Source organism: Pigmentiphaga sp., assembly GCF_033795525.1.
Classification (GTDB): domain Bacteria; phylum Pseudomonadota; class Gammaproteobacteria; order Burkholderiales; family Burkholderiaceae_B; genus Pigmentiphaga.
Genome location: NZ_JARYGM010000002.1, coordinates 220,048 through 237,845 on the forward strand (window position 1 = coordinate 220,048; position 17,798 = coordinate 237,845).

Sequence of the window (17,798 nt, forward strand, 5' to 3'; positions counted from 1 at the left end):
GACCATGAATGAAGAGCAGGGGCAAGGCGAGAGTCCCAAGGGCGAGCAGATCGCCGCGGTCCAACGCGCGCTCGAGATCCTCGAGGCTCTGGCCGATGCCAAGGACGGCATGTCGTTTACCGACATCGTGACGCTGCTGGAGGTGAACAAGGCCATCGCGTTCAAGCTGATCAACACCTTGATCGGCTGCCGGTACGTTTTCCGTGACGAGACCTCGGGGCGCTATTTCCTGACCTTCAAGATGAGCAACCTGGGTCTACGGAAAATGTCCCGCTCCCTGCTGCTGGACCAGAGCAATTCCATTTTGCGCGAGCTGGCCGACAGCACCGGCGAGTTGATCCGCCTGGCCGTGGTCGAGGGCGACAGCATTACCTGGGTCTCGTCCATCCTCGCCCAAAGCCGGTTGTTGCAACTCAATCCCAGCTATGGCTTCGAGGTGCGCCTGCATTTGCACGCCGCGGGCAAGGCGTGGCTGTCCACCATGAACAGCGAGCGGGCCATCGGCCTGGTGCTCAAGAACGGCCTGGAGCCGGCCACCGAACATTCGCTGCGCACGGTCGAAGCGATTCTGGAGGACCTGAAGATTTCGTCAAGGCGCGGCTACGCGATTTCGTACGAAGAACACTCGCTGGGAGTCGGGGCGATAGGGGTCCCCATCCTCATCCGCCGGTTCGGGGACAAGAAAGAATGCGTGGGCGTCATTACGCTCGCGGCACCGTGCGCCAGGATGAATCGGCAGGACCTGGAGGCCAGCGCGCCGCGATTGATCGACGCCGCTGCACGGCTGGCGTCGATCTGGCCGGTGGGCGACGGGCGGACCTACTCCTGATTCCGGCCGCGAGCAGGAAGGCAAATCCGGGTTCCTGCCGGCTTGGCGAGGAGTATGGGCCCTATGATGGGGCCGGCCCGTCGAGCCGGGCCCACTGCCGCGGCGCTATGGGTTCAGGATCGCCTGCAGCACGAGGCCGGTGGCAATGGCTACCAGGAAATAGTCCGGGCCGACGCTGATCCAGCGATAGCCTCGCGGAGGAGGCGACAGCCTGTGGCCGCGCCAGTCGTCCACGACATACTGGGGACCGCGGTAGGGCAGCGGGACGCGATCGCCCTTGGCCCACCGGTGATAAGGGGGGTCGGCCCGGCCGCCGGGATGGGCGTGGACCGGCGGACGCGACGGGCCGGGCCCCATGTGGCCGGGGCCGCCCGGCGCGGGCCGGTTCATGCCGGAATGTCCGGGGCCGTCGTGGCCACGGCCTCCCATGCCTGGACCATTGCCCGGCCTGCCTCCTGGAGGACCTCCCTGCGCGTAGGCAGCCGTGGAGGCCGCCAGCAGGGTACCTATCAACAACTGCGCCAGTAAACGCTTGGCTGCCATGGTGTTCTCCTTGAAGGACCGACGCCGTGGAATTGCGGGCGTCGGAGGCATTCTATGTCTTCGCGCCCCGTATCGGCGGCCCTTGAAGGCGACTGAAACATCTGCGGCGGTATCCTGTCGAGAACTTGCGCATGGGCGCAGGGTCTATCACCAGACCGATACCAACTACTGCGGGGTGTTCGCTTGAGCGCACGTCAACTACTCGATCAACTTCTACAATCCGGCCAGGGCCTCGTCCGCGATGTCGCGGGGTCCCGCAATCGACCAGCCGGTTCCGCCGCCGGCGGCTTGGAGAACCTGTTGCCGGGCTTGACCGGCGGTGCGCTGGGCGCTGGTGCGATCGGGCTGCTCCTGGGAAGCAAGAAAGCGCGCAAAATCGGTGGCAAGGTCGCGCTCTACGGCGGCATGGCGGCGCTGGGCGCGCTGGCCTATCGCGCCTATAACGATTGGCAGGCCAAACAGACCCAGCCCGCCCACGAGCCCCAGACCGCCGACCGCCTTCCCCCGCCCGAGGCCGAGCGCCATAGCCGCGCGATGCTTACCGCGATGATCGGCGCGGCGAAGGCCGACGGCCACATCGGCGAGGAAGAGCGCCGCTTGCTCGAGACCGAAATCGGGAAGCTGGGAGGAGACCCGGCGGATCGACAGTGGCTGGAGGCCGAACTGGCGCGCCCGCTCGATCCCGCGGTTATCGCGCAGGCGGCAGCGACGCAGGAAATGGCGGCCGAAATGTATTTGGCCAGCCTCATCGTGGTAGATGAGGAAAGCTACATGGAGCGGGCCTACCTGGACGAGCTGGCGCGGCAGCTGAAACTGCCGGCCGACCTCAAGGCCTCGCTGGAGCAAAGGCTACACGCGGAAGCGGCCGCCTGAAGCGCTCGGCCGCCGGGCCGTCGCGTCAGTCCACCTTGACGCCGGCGGCCTGCACAATGCCCTTCCATTTCTGGTAGTCGGCCTTGAGCAGTTCGGCAAACTGTTCGGCCGACATGGCTTGCGCTTCGGCGCCCTGGGCATGGATGGCATCGCGAGTCTCCGGCATCGCAAGGAGCTTGTTGACCGCCGTGTTGACGGTGGAGACGATTTCCTTGGGCGTGCCGGCTGGCATGAACAGGCCGTACCAGGTGCTGACGTCGAATCCCTTGTAGCCCAGCTCGGCGATGGTCGGCACGTCCGGCAGCGAGGTGCTGCGCTTGGCGCTCGTGACGGCGAGCGGCCTCAACTTGCCGGATTGGATCTGCGCCATCGCGGACGGCACCGACGACACCATCAAGTCCACATTGCCCGCGAGCACGTCCATCATGGCCGCGTTCGATCCCTTGTAGGGAATGTGTCTTATGTCGATCTTGGCGGCGTCCTTGAAAATCTCGCCGGCCAGGTGGATGGTGGTCCCGCTGCCGGGCGAGCCGTAGGTGATGGAGCCGGGGGCGGCCTTGGCCGCCGCGACGACGTCGGCCAGGGTCTTGAAGCGCGAGCTGGCCTGCGTGACGATGACGATGGGCGTGTAGCCCACGTGCGCCACGGCCACGAGATCCCGCGTGGGGTCGTAGGCAACGCTCTTGTAGAGCCAGGGCGCGACCACCAGGTTGTCCTTCTGGCCCATCACCATCTCATAGCCGGTGGGTTCGGCGCGTACGGCGGTGGCAATGCCTATCGTGCCGCCGGCGCCGGCGCGGTTCTCGGACACGATGGTCCATTTTTCCACTTCATTGAGCTTGTTGGCGACCAGCCTCGACAGGATGTCCGTGCCGCCTCCGGGCGGGAAGGGGATCAGGAGACGGATGGGCTTGGACGGGTAGGCCTGCGCCTGCGCGCCGCCCACCGCGGCCAGCGCCAGTGCGGCGAAGGCAAGGAATTGTCGGAACATGGGGGTCTCCTCGTTCTTGGGGGCGTAAGCATACCGGAAACCGCCCGCGGCCCGGACGGCCGGCTAGAGCATGGCGCTGAGCATGCGGCGGGCGCCCTGGAGTTCCGGCAGCAAGGCTTCGACCATCTGGTCCAGGGTATAGCGGCTGGTGGCGGCCACCAGGCTCATGGCCGCGACGGTGCGGCCCGTCTGGTCGTAGATGGGGATGGCAATCGACCGCACGCCGAGCTCCAGTTCCTCGTCGCTGGTGGCATAGCCCAGGCGCCGCGCTTCTTCGAGCAGGGCCAGCAGCTCCGGAATCTCGGTGCGGGTGCGCGGGGTGAGCGCACGCCGGGGCATCCTGCCGAGCAGGCGGGAAATTTCCTCGGCCGACAGCGCAGCCATCAGTACGCGTCCCGTCGCGGCACAATGCGCGGGCAGGCGCGACCCCATGCCCAGGCCGTCCGACAGGCTCCGCCGGGTGGCGGCACGCGCCACGAACACCACTTCGCCGCCGTCAAGCACCGCCAGGGAGCTCGATTCCTTGGTGCGCTCGCTGATGGTCTCGAGCACCGGCTGCACCAGCTTGGGCAGCGGGCTGGAACTGACATAGGCGTGCCCCAGGCGCAGCGCGCGCGGGGCCAGCCGGAAATACTTGCCGTCGCTTTCTACATAGCCCAGACGCTGCAAGGTCAGCAGCGAACGGCGGGCGGTTGCGCGGGGATGCCCCGTGATCTCTGCCGCTTCGCTCAGGGTCAGCGGGCCGCTGCGCAGGCCGAACGCCTCGATGACGGCCAGGCCTTTTTCCAGGCCGGCCACGTATTCCTTGTCTTCTTTAGTACGTGTATCGGATGTCGAGGTCATGTGCTGCGAGCGTTCGTTTTGCGAACATTCTAACCGATTTTCTTGATTGCAGCTTATACGCGAACTAATATTCGCTTTGCGACTTTATGTTCGGATGGAAAAGAACGCCATCCGCTGTTTTTCATAGACACAGACGAGGTCAAGGATGAGACAACATGCATTGACAGCCTGTGCCGCGATCGCGGCATGGGCGGTTTCCTGTGGCGTGGCGCACGCCGACGCCGGCAAGTTCCCGCAGCGTCCCGTGCGCATCGTCGTGCCGTTTTCGGCGGGCGGGACGGCAGATGTCCTGCCGCGCATCATCGGCGAAAAGCTCAACGCCATGTGGGGCCAGCCCGTCATCATCGACAACCGCCCCGGCGCGGGCGGCAATATCGGCGCCGACATGGTCGCCAAGTCGCAGCCGGACGGCTATACGCTGGTGGCTACACCGCCGGCGCCACTGGCCATCAATCAATACCTGTACAAGAACCTGTCCTTCGATCCGGAGCGCTTCGTGCCTGTGACCGTGCTGGCCCGCGTGCCGAACGTGCTTGCAGTCAAGAACGACCTGCCGGTCAAGACGGCGCAGGAGTTCATCGACTATGCGCGCAAGAATGACGGCCGCGTAACCGTCGCCACGCAGGGCAATGGCACCACCTCGCACTTGACGGGCGCCCTGGTCGCCAACCAGGCCAAGCTGAGCTTCGTGTTCGTTCCCTACAAGGGCACGGCGCCTGCATTGGCTGATTTGATGGGCGGGCAGGTCGACGCGTTTTTCGACAACATCAGTTCGACGTACCGCCAGCACGAGTCGGGCAAGGTGCGGATCCTGGCCGTGACGAGCGCCAAGCGCAGCCCGCTGCTGCCCAATACGCCGACATTGGCCGAGTCCGGGCTGACCGGCTTCGATGTCAGCACCTGGTTCGGCGTCGCCGCGCCGGCCGGCACGCCGGCCGATATCGTGCAGAAGCTCAATGCGGACATCGCCCAAGTGCTGAAGATGCCCGACGTGAAGCAGAAATTCATCGAGCAGGGTGCCGAGGTGGGCGGAGATACGCCGGCGCAAACGGCCGAGTTCCTGGAGGCCGAGCGCGCCAAATGGAAGAAGGCCATCGATACGGCCGACGTCACCATCAATTGATTTTGCATTAACGAGGAAGTCCATGAGCCACAGCGAGACTCACGAATCCCCGCGAACCTGGGAGCCCGGCCTGACCCGGGTGCCTTACTGGCTCTATCGCGATCGGGATGTCTACGACGCCGAGCAGCGGCGGATATTCCAGGGCCCGACCTGGAACTACCTGTGCCTGGAGGCCGAGCTGGCCGAGCCCGGCTCGTACCGCACGACCTTCGTCGGCGAGATGCCGGTCATCGTTACGCGCGATGAAGAAGGCGAGCTGCAGGCCTTCGAGAACCGCTGTGCTCACCGCGGCGCACTGATCGCGCTCGAGGATGGAGGCAAGACGCGCGACTTCGCCTGTGTCTACCATGCATGGCGCTACGACCTGCAGGGCAACCTGCGCGGCGTGGCTTTCCAGCAGGGCGTGAACGGCAAGGGCGGCATGCCGCCGGAGTTCCGCATGGAAGAGCACAACCCGCGCAAGCTGCGGACCGCCAGCGTGGCCGGCATGGTGTTCGGCAGCCTGGACGAGGACGTGCCGTCCATCGAGGAATACCTGGGCGACGAGATCCTGGAGCGAATCGAGCGGGTGCTGCACAAGCCGGTGGAGATCATCGGCCGCTTCAAGCAGACCATACCGAACAACTGGAAGCTCTACATGGAGAACGTGAAGGACTCCTACCATGCGAGCCTGCTGCATGTGTTCTTCACGACGTTCAACATCAACCGCCTGTCGCAGAAGGGCGGCGTGATCGTGAGCGAAACGGGCGCGCACCACGTCAGCTATTCCAAGGTGTCGCACCAGCCGCAGCCCAATACCGAATACAGCGCCGAGAAGTTGCGTTCCGACAAGGAAGGCTACGCGTTGGCCGACCCCACCATGCTGGACGGCTGCGACGAGTTCGGCGACGGCGTGACCTTGCAGATCCTGTCGGTCTTTCCCGGATTCGTGCTGGCGCAGATCCAGAACACGATCGCCATCCGCCAGATCCTGCCCACCGGCCTGGACAAGACCGTGCTGAACTGGACGTACCTGGGCTTCGAAGACGATACGCCCGAGCTGCGCCGGATGCGCCTGAAGCAGTCCAACCTGACCGGGCCGGCCGGATTCGTCTCGATGGAGGACGGCGCCGTAGGCGGCTTCGTGCAACGCGGCATTGCAGGGACCGACGCCGAGGACGCCGTCCTGGAAATGGGCGGCGGCGGTATCGAGACCCAGGAAAACCGGACGACCGAGGCATCGGTGCGCGGCTTCTGGAACGCCTATCGCGGTTACATGGAGATTTGAGCATGGCGGATTTTTCGCAAGCACGGCTGGCCAACCTGAATGCGGCGTACGCGCGCTGCATCGACAACGATGACGTGGAAGCCTGGCCGGCGTTTTTCGAGGAACGCTGCCTGTATGTCGTCAATACCGCGGACAACCATGCGGCCGGCATGCAGGCGGGCGTGATCTATGCCGATACGCGGGCGATGCTGCAGGACCGTGTCTCGGCGCTGCGCGAGGCGAACGTCTACGAACGCCACCGTTATCGCCACATCGTCGGCCTGCCGTTCGTGCTGGGCGTCGACGAGGATGCGGTCCGGGTCGAGACGCCGTTCCTGGTAGTGCGGATCATGCGCGACGGCACGACGGACGTGTTCGCATCGGGACGCTACCTGGACCGCGTCGTCGAAGGCGCCGATGGCCAATTGAAATTCGCCGAACGTATCGCCGTATGCGACAGCCAGAACATCGACACGTTGCTGGCGATTCCGCTATGAACGTGAGCCGCAAGCGCATCGCGATTACGCTGGGCGATGCCAACGGCATCGGCCCGGAGATCGCCGTCAAGGCCGCCTACCAGCTGCGGGACGAGCCTGTGGACTGTGTGTTGGTAGGCGACGGCTTTGTATTGCGCGAGCAGGTTTCCCGTTACGCGCCTGGCATGACCCTGACGGCGTTCGATCCGGCTGCCGGGCGTCGTCCCGGCGAGCTGCCGTGGGCGGAGGTGACGGCGCTGCCGGCGGCTGACTACGCGCCAGGTGAAGTCCGCGCTGCAGCGGGCGCCGCCACGGTGGCCTATGTGCGCGAGGCAGTGCGGCTGGCACAGGCCGGACTGGTCGATGCGGTCGTGGGATGCCCGCATTCGGAAACCTCCGTGGCCCGCGCGGGCATTCCCTTCTCCGGTTATCCAGGCTTGATCGCGGAGTTGACGGGAACGCCGGACGACCGCGTGTTCCTGCTGCTCGTTTCGCCGGAATTGAGGATCGGCCACGTCACGCTGCACGAATCGGTGCGGCATGCACTGGGTCGGATGGACGTGGACCTGGTTGTCGACGCAGCGCAGGCGGTGGTCGAGGCCGTGCGGCGGCTGGGCGTGCCGAAGCCGCGGCTGGGCGTGTTCGGCATCAATCCGCATGCCGGCGAGGGCGGCTTGTTTGGGGATGAAGACCAGGCGATAACGGAGCCGGCGGTGGCCCGGCTGCGCGCCATGGGACTGGACGCAGACGGTCCCCAGGGCGCTGACGTCATGTTGTCGGAGCGACGCCACGACGTATACCTGGCCATGTTCCATGATCAGGGCCATATCCCGATCAAGCTGCTGAGCCCCCGCCAGGCCAGCGCGCTGTCGGTGGGCGGCGGCGTCTTTTTCAGCAGCGTGGGCCATGGCTGCGCCTTCGACATCGCAGGCCAGGGCGTCGGCGACCCGTCGGCCGTGCTACGCACGGTACGCATGTTGGCCGGATGGTAGTTCCCAACCGGCCGAGGATGGAATCCATGCAATACACCATACGCATCGACCAACGAGACATCGAATTTCCCTGTGACGCCGGACAATCCGTGCTGGACGGCGCGCTCGCGGCCGGCTACGAGATTCCGTATTCATGCCGCACCGGCATTTGCGGCAGTTGCCGCGGCCGGATCGTCGGCGGCGAAAGCCGCGGCGGTACCGGCGAAGGCGTATTGGGCGACGAGGAGCGCCGGGACGGGCATGTGCTGTTGTGCCAGGCCAAGCCCTGTTCCGACCTCCAGGTGGCGGTGCGCGATATTGCCCGCCGGGATCCCCAGGCGAGCAAGACGGTGGCCGCCAAGGTCTACCGGCTCACGCGCGCGGCCCACGACGTGACGGTGCTGCAGCTGCGCTTTCCCGCCGGGACGCGGGTGCGCTTCAAGGCGGGCCAGTATCTGCACGTGCAAATGGAAGACGGCACCATCCGGCATTTCTCGATGGCCAATGCGCCGCAGCAGAACGACGGCGTGGAGCTGCACGTGCGCCACGTGCCGGGGGGGAAGTTTTCCGAGTACCTGGCTTCGTCGGTCAGCACGGGCCAGATCCTCGATGTATCGCTGCCCTACGGCGACTTCTACCTGCGCGATTCGGACAAGCCGGCGGTGCTGGTCGCCAGCGGCACGGGTTTCGCGCCGATCAAGTCCGTGGTCGAGGACGCGGTCAAGCGCAAGCTTTCGCGCCCCATGACCCTGTACTGGGGCACGAGGCGCGCCGAGGATATGTACATGGCCGATTTGCCGCGCAAGTGGGCCGACAAATACCCGTGGTTCAAGTTCGTGCCGGTGTTGTCCGACGATCCGGTGCCCGAGGGGTGGGACGGACGGACGGGGTTCGTGCACCAGGCCGTGCTGGACGACTACGCGTCGCTGGCCGACTGCGAAGTCTATGCCTGCGGCGCGCCTGCGATGATCAGCGCCGCCCGGCAATCTTTCGTGCATGACCGCGGCCTGCCGCAGGACGCGTTCTATTGCGACGCGTTCGTGCCCATGGCGGCTGCGGCCTAGCCATCAATCGAGGGTGATCTTCAGGTCGCGGATCAGCTTCTGCCAAAGCTCGCTTTCGCTCTTGATGAGCGCGGCGTAGTCCTGCGGCGTGCTGCCCACCGGTTCGATCCCGAAGTCCACCAGCTTCTTGTTCACCGCCGGCGTTTTGATCGCCGCCGCGACCTGCTTTTGCAGCGCGCCGATTACGTTGGCGGGCGTGCCCGCGGGCGCGACCATGCCGACCTGGGCCGAGGCCTCGACGTCCTTGATGCCCAGTTCCGCGAACGTCGGCACGTCCGGCAATTGCGGTAGCCGCGTGGCATTGGCCACGGCCAGCGGCCGCACCTTGCCGCCCTTGATGAAGGCATTGCCGGCGGCCAGGTCGGTCATCATCGCAGGCAACTGGCCCCCGGCAACGTCGACCAGCGCCGGCGCCGCGCCGCGATACGCGATGTGCAGCATGCGCAGGCCGGTGCGCTCCTTGAGCAGTTCCATCGCCAGGTGGTGCGGGCTGCCCGCGCCCGCGGAGGCGTAGCTGTACTTGCCCGGCTGGCTCTTTACCTTGGCGATGAAGTCCTTGGCATCCTTGAAATCCGTATTAGGGCCGACGATGAGGATCATCGGGAATTTGCCCATGAGCGTGACCGGAGCGAGGTCGCGGCTGGGGTTGTAGCTCAGGCTCTTGTACAGGGCCGGATTGAATACCAACGTGCCATTGTCGGCCGACAGAACCGTATAGCCGTCCGGCGTGGCGCGCGCCGTTTCGGTGGCGCCGATGGCGGTGTTGCCGCCGGGCTTGTTGTCGACCACCACGGCTTGCTTGATGTTTTCCGCAAGCTGCGCGCCTATGGTCCGCGCCAGGAAGTCCGAGCCTCCGCCGACGGCGTAGGGCACGATCCAACGGATGGGTTTGGCAGGATAGGAGTCTGCCGCCTGCGCCGCGCCAGTCCAGAAAACCAGCGCCGATGCGGCCAGTGCCGTCGTCCATTTGCTTTTCATGTTTGTCTCCTGGTTGTCGTCGTTCGGCCCGGTGGCACAGCCGCCGGGCCGTTCAAGCGGACCGCCTAGCCTTGGGTGGGCAAGGCGGGCAGAATGGTGCCGCTGCACTCGCCAAAGCCGACGCGATAGCCGTCGCCCTGGCACCAGCCGGTCAGCGTGACCTCGTCGCCGTCTTCGATGAAGGCGCGGGTTGTCCCGCCGAGGTCCAAGGGCTGTTTGCCGTTGCCCGTGAGCTCCAGCAGCGACCCGTACGAGCCGGCATCGGTGCCGCTGATCGTGCCGGATCCCATCAGGTCGCCGACGCGGGTATTGCACCCCGAGACGGTATGGTGGGCGAGCTGCTGCGCCATCGTCCAATACATGGTCTTGAAATTGGTGCGGGCAATGGTGACGGCCCGTTCGCGGCCTTGCGGACGCAGCGCGACTTCGAGATGGATATCGAAGGCATGCGAGCCGTCATGGCGCAGATACGGCAGGGGCTCGGGATCCTGCGCCGGTTGCCGGGTGCGGAACGGTTCGAGCGCGTCCATCGTGACGACCCATGGCGAGATCGTGGTGGCAAAGCCCTTGGCATTGAACGGGCCCAAGGGCACGTATTCCCAGGCCTGGATGTCGCGCGCGCTCCAGTCGTTGAGCAGCACCATGCCGAAGATTCGCGACTCGGCGTCGCTGCAAGCAACCGGCTCGGCCATGCCATTGGGCACGCCGATGAAAAAACCGGTTTCGAGCTCGAAGTCCAGCTTCAGGCAGGGCGAGAAAACGGGCCGTTCCTGGCCCGGCAGCTTGATCTGGCCATTGGGCCGGTGCACCGGGGTGCCGCTGACCACCACCGATGAGGCGCGTCCGTTGTAGCCGATCGGGATTTCCAGCCAGTTCGGCAGCAGGGCGTTCTTGGGATCGCGGAACAGCGCCCCCACATTGGTGGCATGTTCCTTGGAAGAATAGAAATCGGTGTAGCCCGGTATCTCCACCGGCAGCAGCAGGGTGGCCGATGACTGCGGGACCAGAGCTTGTGCGCGCGCGGCCGCGTCATCGCGCAAGGTCGGCGTGCCGGCGGCCAGCAGCGAACTGATCTGCGCGCGCACGCTGCGCCAGGTCTCGGGGCCACGCGCCATGAACGGGTTCAGGCTCGCGGCGGCAAACAGCGGCGCCGGTGTGCGCAGCAGTCCGGATCGCTCCAGATAGGAGAGGTCGAGGATCTGGTCGCCGATGGCCACGCCTACGCGCGGTTGCGCGCCGGCCGCTGGCCTGAACACGCCGTAGGGCAGGTTCTGGATGGGAAAGTGGCTGTCCGCCGCATTGGCAGTTTCCACCCAGCTTCTGAGGTCTGCTGCGATGGTGGGGTCGTTCTTGCTCATCGGGTCTCCGGCGAAAAATGCTTTTTCAGGTTCTGCCAGCACTGGAAGTACTGGCTTTGCAGTTGTGCCGTTTCCAGCGCGTAGCGGGTCGGCCTGATGACGGTGCGGGTTTCGAACATGAAGGCCATGGTGTCTTCCACCTTGCGTGGGCGCGTGGTGTCGGCGTTCGAGGCTTTCTCGAAGGTGTCGCCGTCCGGGCCATGGCCGGACATGCAGTTGTGCAGGCTCGCGCCTCCGGGCACGAATCCTTCGGCCTTGGCGTCGTAGGCGCCGTGTACCAGCCCCATGAATTCGCTGGCCACGTTGCGGTGGAACCAGGGAGGCCGGAAGGTGTTCTCGGCCGCCAGCCAGCGGGGCGGGAAAATGACGAAGTCCAGCCAGTCCACGCCCGGGGTATCGCTGGGTGCGTGCAGGACGAGGAAGATGGATGGGTCGGGGTGGTCGTAGGTGATCGAGCCTATCGCGTTGAACAGGCGCAAGTCATATTTGTAGGGGGCATAGTTGCCATGCCAGGCCACCACGTCGAGCGGCGAATGACCGATCTGCGCCCGCCACAGGCGCCCGCCGAACTTGGCGACCAACTCGAAGCGGCCTTCGCGATCTTCGTAGGCGGCCCGGGGCGTGAGGAAGTCACGCGGATTGGCCAGACCGTTGGAGCCGATGACGCCGAGGTCGGGCAAGCGCAGCAACGGGCCGAAGTTCTCGCAGATGTACCCGCGTGCCTGCCCGTCGGGCAGCGCCACTTTGAAGCGGCAGCCGCGGGGAATGACGGCGATTTCCTGGGGGACGAGATCGATCGCGCCCAGCTCGGTCGCTATCTGCAGGCGCCCCTGCTGCGGCACGATGAGCAATTCGCCGTCGGCGCTATAGAAATACCGGTCCTGCATGGACCGGTTGGCTGCGTACAGGTGTATGGCGCAGCCTTGCATGGCGTCGGCCGAACCGTTGCCGACCATCGTGACCCAGCCCTCGATGAAGTCCGTCGGCGTGTCGGGCATGGGCAGCGGATCCCATCGCAACTGGTTGGGGGAGGTAGGCGGCACTTGGGCGAAATCCCCCACCAGCCGCGGACTTTCCATTTCCTGGAAGGGCAGATGGACGGCCGCCGGCCGGATCCGGTAGAGCCAGGAGCGCCGGTTGTGGCTGCGGGGCGCGGTAAATGCGGTGCCCGAGAACTGTTCTACATACAGTCCGTAGGGAGCGCGTTGTGGCGAGTTGCGGCCTTCGGGCAGGCTGCCCGGTAAAGCCTCGGTGGCGAATTCATTGCCGAATCCGGACATATAGCCGGCGCTGGCGGGTGAGTCGACGGGTCGGGTGGAAGCGTTCATGGTGGTCCCGCACTGGAAAGGCGGCGCCGCAGCCCGGAAGCGGTGCGGGCGGCCGTGGAGGGTTTGTCTCGCTTTGCCGGTTTGGGGGCGCGTTGCCTGCGATGGAAATGCCAGGAAAAGGCCCGCCAGTTGTTTACGTTCAAAGTAATCTATTTACGATAAGCGTAATTATCGGGCGCTGCTTCGTCAAGCTGTTACGTTGTGCATGCTAGGATTACGCTATACGTAATTCTAAGGGTGCACCGTGAACGATAAACAGGCCGCATCCCCGGGAGTCCCGACGGAACAGGAAGAGGGGACCGGTCGCGCCGGAGGCGTCCAGGCGCTGGAAACCGGTCTGACGGTGCTGGATGTCTTTGCCGATGCAATCCGGCCGATGATGCTCAAGGACATCGCTCAAGCGGCCGGGATGCACCCCGCCAAAGTCCACCGTTACCTGGCCAGCTTTGTGAGGCGCGGGTACGTGGAGCAGGATGTGCAGGGGCGTTACAGCCTGGGGCGGGGCGCGCTGCGCATCGGGCTGGCCAGCCTGGCGGCGCTCGATGCGGTGCGCCTTGCCACGCCGCTGCTGGACGAGTTGAGCAACATGCTGGGGGAAACGGTCCTGGCGGCGGTATGGGGCAACCGTGGGCCCACGGTGGTGCAATGGCGGGATTCGCCGCGGCCTGTCATGGTGAACGTGCGGCCGGGCTCGGTCCTGCCGCTGCTGTCCTCTGCCACCGGACGCGTTTTCGCCGCCTTCATGGAAGAGCGCCTGACCGCCGGGCTGATCGAGGAAGAGCTGGGGGAGCGCGCCGCCCACGGCGCCTATCCGTCGACCGCAGGCGAACTGCGCGAATTGATGGCCGGCGTGCGCGCGCAGCATCTCGGACGCGTGACCGGCGACGTGCTGCCGGGTGTCGATTCGGTCAGTTCGCCGGTCTTCGACTACGACGGCAAGCTGGTCTTGGCCATTACCGCACTGGGCAATAGCGCGCGTTTCGACTCGGATCCCGGCGGCCCGATTGCTGCGGCCGTGCGCCAGGCGGCGCAAGCGCTTTCGCGGCGCCTGGGGTATCCCGGCGCGACGGAGTGAAAACCGGCATCATGCCGGACGGAGTGCGAGCCGCCACAGGGACGTTATCTCCGCCGCCCGTGCGGCATGCAGCGGATCCGATTCCGATTGGGCCTTGGCGTGGCTCGGCCTGGCCTCGAGCCGGTCGATGACCTGCAGCCCGGCGCCCTCGATGAGTCCCAGCAGTTCTTCCCGTGAGCGCAGCCCCAGGTGCTCGGCGAGATCCGAGAGAATGAGCCAGCCTTCGCCGCCCGGTTCCAGATGCGCCGGCAGTCCGGCCAGGAAACCGCGAAGCATGCGGCTGTCCGGGTCGAAGACCGCCCGGTCCAGGCCGGCGTGCGCCGCGCCCGGCACCCACGGCGGATTGCAGACGACCAGCGGCGCCCGCCCGGGTGGGAACAGGTCGGCCTGCACCACCTCTATCCGCCCGGCCAGGCCCAGCCTTTGGACGTTATCCCGCGCGCAGGCAAGCGCCCGGGGATCCGAGTCGGTCGCTACGATGTGCCGTACGCCCCGCTTGGCCAGCATGGCCGCCAGAACGCCGGTGCCCGTACCGACATCGATGGCCTCGCTCGGTTGGGGCAGCGGCGCACGCGCCACGAGATCGACATATTCGCCCCGGATCGGGGAAAACACACCGTAGTGGGGATGGATGCGGGCGCCCAGCGCAGGGATAGGCACGCCTTTTTTGCGCCACTCGTGCGCACCCACGGCGCCTTGCAGTTCGCGCAGCGATACGACCGCGTCCTGTCCGATGTCGCCGTATGCTTCCAGGCAGGCCTGCCGCACGTCCGGTGCGCGGCGCAGCGGTATGCGCAGGTCTGCGTTCAGGGGCACCAGCACCATGCCGAGTACGCGTGCCCGCTGCAGCTGCGCCTGGCGATAGAGGTGGAAGGTCTGCGTAATCGTGGCGCCAGGCTTGAAGGGCTTGCGATCCACGCGCCGCGCCATGGCCTGCAAAAGTTGACGGGCGTTCTGGAAGTCGCCGCGCCACAGCAGCGCAGTTCCCTCGCACGCCCACCGATAGGCGCGGTCGGCCGACACGCTGTCGTCGGCCGTCATCACGCGCCGGGGGGCAGGGTGGCCGCTGGCGGACAGCCAGAGGGCCTGGCGCGGTTCGGGGTCCTGCCAATGCAGGAGGTCGGTGGAGGTGGTCACGGCGTGGCGTCAGTAGGCGGCAAGAGGCAGCGAGTCTACTCTATCGGCGCCGCCATACCGTTGCCAGCCAGGGCTGTTGTGCCCGGGGCAGGCCCGCGGGCCGATAATAATGCTCGAGCTCGTCGAAGCCCGCCGCATCGAGGTAGCGTCTCCATTGCTCCAGGTCGTGATAGACGCCGTACCGGCCCCGGTTCCATCCTTCTTCGTTGTTGCCGCGCGGGTTGGATGAAAACAGGACGCCGGCCGGCTTGAGCGCGCGGTGCAGCGCGGTCAACACCTGCGGCAACTCGCTGCTGGGCACGTGGAACAGGGAGGCGTTGGCGAAGATGCCGTCGAAACGGGAGGCGGGCAGGTCGAGCGCCAGGAAGTCCTGGTGCCACACGTCGCAGCCGCTGTGCGCGCGCGCCATCGCTACGAACGACGGCGAGCCTTCCAGGCCGATGGCCTCATGCCCCATGTCGCGCAACGTTTTCAGGTCGCGGCCCGGGCCGCATCCGAAGTCCAGGATGGAGAGCGGCGGCGCAGCGTCGATGTGCCGCAGCAGGGTATCGATGTTTTGCGACACATCGTGGTCGCGCGTGCCTTCCCAGAACGCATGCGCGTTGCGTTCGTAGTAGTCCAGGGTGGGTGCGGAGATATCGGGGAGCGGAGTCGTCATGATTCGGATGCGGGCGGAGCCGGTCCTACGGGGTATGATCCAAGCCGACGTTATCGATGATTTTGTTGCCGGAGACGTGCTCGATGTCAGCGTTCGACTATGACCTTATCACTATCGGCGCCGGTTCGGGGGGAGTGGCGGGTTCCCGCCGTGCAGCCTCGTATGGCGCGCGGGTGGCGATTTGCGAAGACAGCCGCGTGGGCGGCACCTGCGTGATTCGCGGTTGCGTGCCCAAGAAGCTGCTGATGTATGGGTCGCAGTACGCCGAGGCTTTCGAGGACGCGGCCGGCTATGGCTGGAGCGTGGAGGGCGCACGCCTGGACTGGGGGGCGCTGGTGGCCGCCAAGGACAAGGAGATCGACCGGCTCGAGGGCGTCTACCGGAGGATGCTGGACCAGGCCGGGGTCACGCTGCTGGAAGGGCGCGCGGTGCTCGTGGATCCGCATACGGTCGAAGTCGCAGGCCGGCGCTATACGGCCGAGCGCATCATGATCGCCACCGGCGGGCATCCCATGCTGCCTGACATCCCGGGCATCGAGTTGGCTATTACTTCGAACGAGGCCTTGTCGCTCGATAAGCGGCCCGACGATGTGTTGATCGTGGGCGGCGGTTACATTGCGCTCGAATTCGCCGGCATCTTCCGCGGCGCCGGTGCCAACGTGACGCTCGCCATACGGCGCGACCAGGTGCTGGGCGGCTTCGACGAGGATATCCGTTCCACCATGGCCGATGCGCTGCAGCGGCGCGGCATCGTCATCCGCCCGCATACCCGTGTGATCGGCCTGGCGCGGCGGGAGGGCCGCATCGCGGTGCAGATCGACGATGGCGAAATATTGGTGGTGGACCAGGTACTGATGGCAACGGGCCGCGCTCCGAATACGCGCGGCCTGGGGCTCGAGGCCTGCGGCGTGGTGTTGGGCGAGCGCGGCGCGGTGAAGGTGGATGCGCAGTCGCGTACCAGTGTGCCGAATATCTACGCCGTGGGCGACGTGACCGACCGGCTCAACTTGACGCCCTGGGCCATCGCCGAAGGACGCGCGCTGGCCGAGACCTTGTACAACGACAATCCCATGCAAGCGGATCCGGAGAACGTGCCGGCCGCCGTATTCAGCCAGCCCCCGGTCGCCACCGTGGGCCTGTCGGAGCAGGATGCCCGTGCGCGCTACGGCAAGGTGCGCGTCTACCGGTCGAAATTCCGCCCCATGAAGAACACCTTGTCCGGACGGGACGAGCAGACCATGATGAAGCTCGTGGTGGACGACGCTACGGACCGTGTGGTGGGCTGCCACATGGTGGGGCCGGACGGGCCGGAAATCATCCAGGGACTGGCGATCGCGCTGAAATGCGGCGCGACCAAGCGGCAGTTCGACCAGACCATAGGGCTACATCCCACCGCGGCCGAGGAGTTCGTCACGATGCGCGAACCGGTCGGCGCCTGAGGAGACGAGCATGCACCCACCGGCTTCCATCGCGCCGGACCTCGATGCGCCGCTCATCCTCACCGTTGCCCCCAACGGCGCGTATAAGAAGACTTCCGACCACCCAGCGGTGCCGGTCACGCCGGGCCAGCTCGCCGAGACAGCCCGGCGCTGCCTGGATGAAGGCGCGGCGATCCTCCACATGCATGTGCGCAAGGCCGACCAGTCCCATAGCCTCGAACCCGAGGCGTACCTCGCGGCGACCCGGGCAGTGCGGCAAGCCGTGGGTACCGAACTGATCGTGCAAGTCACTACCGAGGCGGCTGGCGTGTATGCGCCGGACGAACAAGTAGCCGCCGTCATGGCGGTCAGACCCGAGGCGGTCTCGGTAGGGTTGCGCGAGATCGCCCTGGGCCCGCAGGCGGATGCGCGGGTGGCGTCGTTGTTCGGATGGCTGGCGCGCGAGCGCGTCATGACCCAGGTCATCCTGTACGACACCGTCGACGTCGAGCGCTGGCTGGCCTATCGCCGCCAGGGAGCCGTGCCCGAAGCTCCCTGGTTCGTACTGTTCGTGCTGGGCCGCTACAGCGAGGGCCAGACTTCCTCGCCGGCCGACCTGCTGCCTTTCCTGGGCGTCTACGACCATGCGTATCCCTGGGCGATGTGCGCGTTCGGCCGCCACGAGCATGCCTGCGCGGCGGCCGCGGCGGCGCTCGGGGGCCACGTGCGTGTGGGCTTCGAGAACAATCTTTGCCTGCGCGATGGATCGCTGGCACCGGACAATGCTGCGCTGGTGAGGCAAGTCGCAGAGGTCGCGACTGCGCTGGGACGGCCTCTGGCGACGGCGGGGCAGGTCAGGGAACGGTTTCTGGCGGAATAGCGGACGG

18 protein-coding genes are annotated in these 17,798 nt (G+C 66.1%); 10 read left to right on the top strand and 8 right to left on the bottom strand.

The genetic code is table 11. The features are described 5' to 3' along the window. Positions 1-4: 4 nt before the first annotated feature. Positions 5-829, top strand: a complete 825-nt coding sequence (locus QHC78_RS05770; protein ID WP_319742935.1) for an IclR family transcriptional regulator — start codon at positions 5-7, stop codon at positions 827-829. Positions 830-934: 105 nt separating this feature from the next. Here the strand turns inward: QHC78_RS05770 and QHC78_RS05775 are convergent, their stop codons facing one another. After that, entirely contained in the window at positions 935-1,372 is a 438-nt protein-coding gene (locus QHC78_RS05775) for an RcnB family protein (RefSeq protein ID WP_319742936.1), read from the bottom strand. Between the two features lie 300 nt (positions 1,373-1,672). Here QHC78_RS05775 and QHC78_RS05780 point away from each other — a divergent pair, with 300 nt between their 5' ends. Beyond that, positions 1,673-2,245 carry a tellurite resistance TerB family protein gene (locus QHC78_RS05780; protein ID WP_413816418.1) on the top strand — a complete coding sequence of 191 codons (573 nt, stop codon included), beginning with the start codon at positions 1,673-1,675 and terminating at the stop codon, positions 2,243-2,245. Positions 2,246-2,270: 25 nt separating this feature from the next. Here QHC78_RS05780 and QHC78_RS05785 read toward each other — a convergent pair whose 3' ends face one another. Next, entirely contained in the window at positions 2,271-3,236 is a 966-nt protein-coding gene (locus QHC78_RS05785) for a tripartite tricarboxylate transporter substrate binding protein (protein ID WP_319742938.1), read from the bottom strand. Between the two features lie 63 nt (positions 3,237-3,299). Further along, entirely contained in the window at positions 3,300-4,079 is a 780-nt protein-coding gene (locus QHC78_RS05790) for an IclR family transcriptional regulator domain-containing protein (protein ID WP_319742939.1), read from the bottom strand. A 145-nt stretch (positions 4,080-4,224) separates the two neighbouring features. Between QHC78_RS05790 and QHC78_RS05795 the strand changes: the two genes are divergently transcribed. The 5 genes from QHC78_RS05795 to QHC78_RS05815 are packed head-to-tail and all read left to right on the top strand — an operon-like array spanning position 4,225 to position 8,959. Continuing rightward, the gene (locus tag QHC78_RS05795) at positions 4,225-5,202 is read left to right on the top strand and encodes a Bug family tripartite tricarboxylate transporter substrate binding protein (protein WP_319742940.1); all 978 of its coding nucleotides are present in this window, start codon (positions 4,225-4,227) and stop codon (positions 5,200-5,202) included. Between the two features lie 22 nt (positions 5,203-5,224). Beyond that, complete coding sequence (locus QHC78_RS05800) at positions 5,225-6,469, top strand: aromatic ring-hydroxylating oxygenase subunit alpha (RefSeq protein ID WP_319742941.1); 1,245 nt, start codon at positions 5,225-5,227, stop codon at positions 6,467-6,469. A 2-nt stretch (positions 6,470-6,471) separates the two neighbouring features. Then, complete coding sequence (locus QHC78_RS05805) at positions 6,472-6,945, top strand: aromatic-ring-hydroxylating dioxygenase subunit beta (protein ID WP_319742942.1); 474 nt, start codon at positions 6,472-6,474, stop codon at positions 6,943-6,945. Then, the gene (locus QHC78_RS05810; RefSeq protein WP_319742943.1) at positions 6,942-7,916 is read left to right on the top strand and encodes a PdxA family dehydrogenase; all 975 of its coding nucleotides are present in this window, start codon (positions 6,942-6,944) and stop codon (positions 7,914-7,916) included. Before QHC78_RS05805 ends, QHC78_RS05810 begins: the two co-directional genes overlap by 4 nt. 26 nt (positions 7,917-7,942) lie before the next feature. Next, positions 7,943-8,959, top strand: coding sequence for a 2Fe-2S iron-sulfur cluster-binding protein (locus tag QHC78_RS05815; protein WP_319742944.1), 1,017 nt, complete (start codon positions 7,943-7,945; stop codon positions 8,957-8,959). A 3-nt stretch (positions 8,960-8,962) separates the two neighbouring features. On the opposite strand, the gene QHC78_RS05820 is transcribed toward QHC78_RS05815, so the two are convergent. From QHC78_RS05820 to hmgA, 3 genes are all read right to left on the bottom strand, one after another. Beyond that, the gene (locus QHC78_RS05820; RefSeq protein WP_319742945.1) at positions 8,963-9,937 is read right to left on the bottom strand and encodes a Bug family tripartite tricarboxylate transporter substrate binding protein; all 975 of its coding nucleotides are present in this window, start codon (positions 9,935-9,937) and stop codon (positions 8,963-8,965) included. Positions 9,938-10,002: 65 nt separating this feature from the next. Continuing rightward, positions 10,003-11,295: a fumarylacetoacetase gene (gene fahA / locus QHC78_RS05825; RefSeq protein WP_319742946.1), complete on the bottom strand. Its 1,293-nt coding sequence runs from the start codon at positions 11,293-11,295 to the stop codon at positions 10,003-10,005. Beyond that, positions 11,292-12,623: a homogentisate 1,2-dioxygenase gene (hmgA, locus tag QHC78_RS05830; RefSeq protein ID WP_319742947.1), complete on the bottom strand. Its 1,332-nt coding sequence runs from the start codon at positions 12,621-12,623 to the stop codon at positions 11,292-11,294. The genes fahA and hmgA overlap by 4 nt, the downstream gene beginning before the upstream one ends. Positions 12,624-12,867: 244 nt before the next feature. Here hmgA and QHC78_RS05835 point away from each other — a divergent pair, with 244 nt between their 5' ends. Continuing rightward, on the top strand, positions 12,868-13,698 hold the full coding sequence (locus QHC78_RS05835; protein WP_319742948.1) for an IclR family transcriptional regulator: 831 nt from the start codon (positions 12,868-12,870) through the stop codon (positions 13,696-13,698). Between the two features lie 9 nt (positions 13,699-13,707). Here QHC78_RS05835 and QHC78_RS05840 read toward each other — a convergent pair whose 3' ends face one another. Then, complete coding sequence (locus tag QHC78_RS05840; protein WP_319742949.1) at positions 13,708-14,835, bottom strand: class I SAM-dependent methyltransferase; 1,128 nt, start codon at positions 14,833-14,835, stop codon at positions 13,708-13,710. A gap of 40 nt (positions 14,836-14,875) precedes the next feature. Next, positions 14,876-15,493 (bottom strand): class I SAM-dependent DNA methyltransferase, encoded by a 618-nt coding sequence (locus QHC78_RS05845; protein ID WP_319742950.1) that lies wholly within the window; start codon positions 15,491-15,493, stop codon positions 14,876-14,878. An 83-nt stretch (positions 15,494-15,576) separates the two neighbouring features. Between QHC78_RS05845 and gor the strand changes: the two genes are divergently transcribed. Both gor and QHC78_RS05855 read left to right on the top strand, forming a co-directional pair. Further along, positions 15,577-16,932: a glutathione-disulfide reductase gene (gene gor / locus QHC78_RS05850; protein ID WP_319742951.1), complete on the top strand. Its 1,356-nt coding sequence runs from the start codon at positions 15,577-15,579 to the stop codon at positions 16,930-16,932. A gap of 10 nt (positions 16,933-16,942) precedes the next feature. Further along, a complete protein-coding gene (locus QHC78_RS05855) occupies positions 16,943-17,791 on the top strand; it encodes a beta-keto acid cleavage family enzyme (RefSeq protein ID WP_319742952.1) in 849 nt (282 codons plus the stop codon). Positions 17,792-17,798: the final 7 nt, after the last annotated feature.